This window comes from Streptomyces sp. NPDC041135 (genome assembly GCF_055592085.1).
Genome location: NZ_JBVIYZ010000082.1, coordinates 1 through 4,355, shown reverse-complemented (window position 1 = coordinate 4,355; position 4,355 = coordinate 1). Strand labels below are relative to the sequence as shown.

At 67.8% G+C, this 4,355-nt stretch carries 6 protein-coding genes and 1 pseudogene; 3 read left to right on the top strand and 4 right to left on the bottom strand.

Translation table 11 applies throughout. The features are described from left to right. Positions 1 to 159 precede the first annotated feature (159 nt). From ACZ6CZ_RS37760 to ACZ6CZ_RS37750, 3 genes and pseudogenes are all read right to left on the bottom strand, one after another. Complete coding sequence (locus ACZ6CZ_RS37760) at positions 160 to 1,086, bottom strand: cucumopine synthase-related protein (protein ID WP_469030602.1); 927 nt, start codon at positions 1,084 to 1,086, stop codon at positions 160 to 162. Between the two features lie 157 nt (positions 1,087 to 1,243). Continuing rightward, complete coding sequence (locus ACZ6CZ_RS37755) at positions 1,244 to 2,392, bottom strand: NAD(P)/FAD-dependent oxidoreductase (RefSeq protein ID WP_469030599.1); 1,149 nt, start codon at positions 2,390 to 2,392, stop codon at positions 1,244 to 1,246. Positions 2,393 to 2,465: 73 nt separating this feature from the next. After that, positions 2,466 to 2,594, bottom strand: a pseudogene (locus tag ACZ6CZ_RS37750) (type I-E CRISPR-associated protein Cas7/Cse4/CasC); the annotation flags it as partial. 529 nt (positions 2,595 to 3,123) lie between these two features. On the opposite strand from ACZ6CZ_RS37750, the gene ACZ6CZ_RS37745 reads away from it, so the two are divergent. Then, positions 3,124 to 3,576 carry a hypothetical protein gene (locus tag ACZ6CZ_RS37745; RefSeq protein ID WP_469030597.1) on the top strand — a complete coding sequence of 151 codons (453 nt, stop codon included), beginning with the start codon at positions 3,124 to 3,126 and terminating at the stop codon, positions 3,574 to 3,576. A 79-nt stretch (positions 3,577 to 3,655) separates the two neighbouring features. Here the strand turns inward: ACZ6CZ_RS37745 and ACZ6CZ_RS37740 are convergent, their stop codons facing one another. Beyond that, the gene (locus tag ACZ6CZ_RS37740; protein WP_469030594.1) at positions 3,656 to 3,817 is read right to left on the bottom strand and encodes a hypothetical protein; all 162 of its coding nucleotides are present in this window, start codon (positions 3,815 to 3,817) and stop codon (positions 3,656 to 3,658) included. A gap of 115 nt (positions 3,818 to 3,932) precedes the next feature. Between ACZ6CZ_RS37740 and ACZ6CZ_RS37735 the strand changes: the two genes are divergently transcribed. Beyond that, positions 3,933 to 4,127 (top strand): hypothetical protein, encoded by a 195-nt coding sequence (locus tag ACZ6CZ_RS37735; RefSeq protein ID WP_469030592.1) that lies wholly within the window; start codon positions 3,933 to 3,935, stop codon positions 4,125 to 4,127. After that, positions 4,124 to 4,264, top strand: coding sequence for a hypothetical protein (locus tag ACZ6CZ_RS37730; protein WP_469030589.1), 141 nt, complete (start codon positions 4,124 to 4,126; stop codon positions 4,262 to 4,264). Before ACZ6CZ_RS37735 ends, ACZ6CZ_RS37730 begins: the two co-directional genes overlap by 4 nt. Positions 4,265 to 4,355 lie beyond the last annotated feature (91 nt).

Here is a 4,355-nt window from a genome sequence, read left to right as displayed (position 1 = left end):
GCAGACTGTGGACCTGCACCCGGCACGGCAGACGTGAACTCGGGCCACGCTGAAGTTCGCGACGTCCCACCGCTTACCGTGCACGAGCTCGTTAGTGCCGCTCCGCCTGCCCGGCGATGGCCATCGATGGCGTTGCTGAGGTCCGGGGGACAGGGGCCATCAGGTTGTTCGACGCAGGTGGTCGCCGGCTTCCCAGGGGAACAGTTGGAGGTTCCAGCCGCCAAGGCAGTTGATGTAGAGGGCTATTTGGGACATGAGAGCGGTGAAGTCCTCGAGTTCGTGGATGCCGTCCAGGCATCCGATGATGCGCTCGGTGAATTCCCACAGTTTCTTCAGGCCGCAGTAGCCGAGGAACTGGGCGGGGATGACCGCCATCATCTCGGTCATCTGACGCAGTACGTCCAGCGGCATTCCGCCGCCGGCGGCGCGTACGAGCCCGCCGTAGCAGGAGTAGCCCAGCGGTCGGGTCTCGCCGTTGACGAACAGCATTGTGGTCAGCGCTGTGCCGTAGCTGCCGGCGCGGGAGGGGATGAGTCCCTGGTGCAGTTCCACCAGTTCGCGGGGAGGCGTCAGCCAGATGCGTTCCGTCTCGGAGTGGATGTCGCCGATGAGGGCGTCAACGGGGTGTGCGGTCGCGTGCAGGCGGGGCAGTCGGTGGCCGCTGTCTTCTCCGGCGCGGCGGACTTCGGCGGTGATCACCTGCTTGGTCGAGTAGACGGCGTTCCAGATCTCGCGGCCGGCGTTGCGCAGTGCGTCGAGGTCTTTCGGCTGGATGCGGGCCAGGGGGAGCATCGGCAGAGGTTCGGTGACTTCGCCGTACTTGATGCCGACGTGTTGCAGTCGTGTGCAGTAGAGCATGCCGTCGGGTTCGAAGCGTCGGTCTGCGGTGCACGGCCCGGGCACGTGCAGGAGGTCGGGGATAGGGGCAACGTGGTAGAGGTACTGGCCCGATACGAGGGCGTGTCCTTGCAGGCTGCGGTAGGGCAGGGCGTTCCATACGGCGTCGCACAGCTCGGCGTTGCGTGGGTCCAGGTCTGCGGTGACGGTGATGTCCAGTTCGGACCAGTGGACTTCGATCTGTCGCATGTCGTTTTCCCTTCCATCGGTCTGGCTCTTCCGGGCCGGGGGCGCGCCGTGGAAGGGCCCGGGGGCGGGTGGCCGGGGAGGCCGCAGGTGTCTCAGTCGTTGGCCGCAGCGGTGGGCTTAGCAGCGGAGGGGCGGCGGAATCGTTGGCGTGGCGTCCTCATCGCGTCTTGCCGCCCGGTTCCCGGAGCCGGTCAGGGCGGCAGTGGGCCAGGAGGTCCGGGCGGTTCCCGGTGACGATGAATTCCGCCAGCAGCCTGCCCAGCAAGGGACCCAGGGTGACACCGCGGTCCGTCACGGCCTCGTAGTAGCCGTGGACAGCGGACACCTCGCCGACAGCGGGAAGGCCGTCGTGGGGGAACATGGCGGTGCAAATCCGGACCTTCGATGTCTCCGCTTCGGCCAGATCGGGCAGGCAGGCCCGTGCCCGGTCCAGCAGGTCGTCGACCAGCGCCCTGGGTATCGGCCCGGGATGTACCGGTGGATCGGCGAGTTGGCTGTCCACCTGGTCGGAACGGATTCGCAACCGTCCCGGTCCGGCGCTGCGGATCTGCACGTCCGGTGCCCGTAGAACCCATGGGGGCGCTGGTGCCGTCGTTGCCAGGTCGACCACCAGGCTGCTGCGTTGCGCGAGAGCCGGCACGGGTGCGGGTGCGGTGCTGGCCAGAGCAAGGGCGCCGAGGCCGGCCGCGTTGACGACCGCGTCGACCGGCAGCTGCGTGCCGTCGTCGAGGCGGAGCGAGCGGACCCTTCCGGCCTCGCAGACGACGGCCTCGGCGGCGTGCTGCACTGCCAGCAGACCAGCCCGCCGGCGCAGCAGGGCCTCGGCCAGAGCGGGTGCGTCGACCCAGCCCTCCTGCGGCAGTAGGGCGACGGGCGTCGACGGGGTGGGGAAGCGGATGCGTGGTTCGAGGGACCGGTTGACTTCCTGGGCGTCGCACCAGCGCACCTGGTAGCCCCTCTCCCGCATCTGCTCGATACAGTCGTGGAACGTCCTGCCGTCGGCCTGGTCGCAGTCGTCGCCTGTCCAGGCCATGCTTCCGCAGGGATGCCAGAAGGGGCTGAGGTCGAGGATTCGGGCCAGGTGTGTGTACTCCGCGATGCCCGTCGTGTTGATCAGGAAGCCGGTGGGTGTGGGTTGCTGATAGGCGCTCAGCCTGGCGAAGCTGGTGTCGGTTGTCCCGCCGCCGGGGCGTCCGCGTTCCACGCAGTGTACGCGGACCCCGAGCCGGACCAAGTGGAAGGCGATACAGGCCCCCATGATGCCGGCGCCCACTACCGCCACATTCATCGGCTCGTGCTTGCTCATCGGTGTGGCCCCTGCCGCTGCCGGGGTGGAGGCGGCGTCGGACGTTGGGGGCAGCGGTTGCCCGGGGTGCGGGGGCAGCGACGAAGCTGACGGGACGGGTGGTGCGCAGCTTGACGATGACGGCGTCGGGCAGCGTGTGGTGCCCGAAGGTGTTGATCTCCCCGGTGGGCAGGGAGGCGACGAAGCCGTGGACGAAGGCTTGCGGCGGTAAGGTGGTGAGAGAATCAGGACCATAGCCAGCCCATTCGCTGAAACAACGATGTAGGAAACACACCGGTCATTGCGGCATCGAGCACGCAATGGTAGAGATTTACGGTCATACCGTGAGCCTTTGACTCAGTGTCATGTGCACGCACTGACGACGCCTGAGTAGTAACTGCTCATAGAGCCACCAGGACCAGGGCGACGTCGCCGAACCGGCTCGGCCGCCGCTCACTGCGGTCCGCGCCCCGGAGATGGCGGTCGGGGCTACGCGGAGCCATCCACCGAACAACTACTGATCGCTTACCGGGACGTGCTCACGGTCCTGAAGGACCACGTCGTCGACGAGCAGGCCGACAAGACCGGTCAGGGGGCTTGGACGACACGCTGGCAGTGAAGTGCGTCCGCGAGACGGTGGAGAGCGGTGGCGGATTCGAGGCCCAGCTGGCGGAGATCGGGGCGCTGGCGGCGTATCGGGGCGGGAACTGGACACCGCTGGTGGAGCGGTTTTCCGCCCGGATCGGCCGACGATGTTCGAGCTCGCTAGGATCCTCACCTTCGCGCCAACCTCCCAGGACCGTGACCGTAGTGTGCTCGACGCCTTGGGGCGCGCCGTTGCCCACCGACACCTCACTCGCGAGCTGATCCCCGCCGGCATGGGTGACGGCGCGGCGTTGGATCTGTTGTTCGCCTCCGCTCAGTGGCGTGCGACGGTGTATGCGAAGGGCCGGTCGGGGATGCTGGTGCGCCGGCCCTTTGAGGCCATAGTTTTCAGCTACCTCGTCGAGGAGCTGCGCTGCGGCAACATCGCCGTGGCCGGCGCCGAGGACTTCGGCGACTGGACGCGGATGCTTTTGCTGTGGGAGGGAGCCCAATCGCCAGCGTCTTCAACCGCGCCTGACCTGCCGACGGCACCGCCTCGCCCCGCAGCCCGGGTCACGCCGCGGCCGGTACCTCTGGCGTGTTCCTTCTCAGCCGGTTGATGGGGCTGCGGAAGACGTCGATCGCGGCCCAGGTGCGGGCTGCCTGCTCCCACTCCCGGTGGAAGTCGCTGGCCGGGCGTCACCAGGTGCGCACAATACGCTCGGTAACCTCGGCGACCTCTTCGGGGGCGGCGTAAATGCGGTGCAGCGCGTCGATCTGCTCGGCGAGGATCACCTGGTCTTGAGTGAGGCCGATCAGGGCGTACTCCCAGCTGGTTTCCTCTTCCCGGGCCAGGCGCACCCCGCCAGTGCGGCTTGCTCCCAGTACAGGCGCATGGTCATCAGCTCGCCGTGTTCGCGGCGCAGGAGCCCGACTGGCGTCCGCGGTTGGCGTCACTATAGGCAAGGACACCCTGTTGCGGCTGGTCAGGGCCCTGCCCGAGCCGGAGATCGGAAAGGTGGAGATCCTCGGCGTCGACGACTTCGCCTTCCGCAAGGGCCGCCACTACGGCACGGTATTGATCGACATGGCCACCCACCGGCCGCTGCACCTCTACGACGGCCGCGAAGGCGAGGATCTGCTGCCTGGCTCCGGGATCATCCCGAGGTGACGGTCATTTGCCGGGACCGTTCCAGCGGATACGCGGAGGGCGCTCGGGTTGGGGCGCCGCAGGCCGAACAGGTCGCGGATCGCTACTACCTGTGGGCCAACCTCGGCCAGGCGGTCGAGAAGACGGTCAACGTCTAGGCGCTGTTTCTCGGATCTCCCTCCTGGGGTGGGGTGTTGGGGGCAGGCTGGCTCCATGGGACGCGGAGACCTGACGAATGCGGAGTGGGAT

What these genes read in the sequence shown, in the direction of transcription:
- ACZ6CZ_RS37745 (WP_469030597.1), top strand. Translation starts at nt 3,124, where the DNA reads ATGTTCGAGCTCGCTAGGATCCTCACCTTCGCGCCAACCTCCCAGGAC.
- ACZ6CZ_RS37755 (WP_469030599.1), bottom strand. Translation starts at nt 2,392, where the DNA reads ATGAGCAAGCACGAGCCGATGAATGTGGCGGTAGTGGGCGCCGGCATC.
- ACZ6CZ_RS37760 (WP_469030602.1), bottom strand. Translation starts at nt 1,086, where the DNA reads ATGCGACAGATCGAAGTCCACTGGTCCGAACTGGACATCACCGTCACC.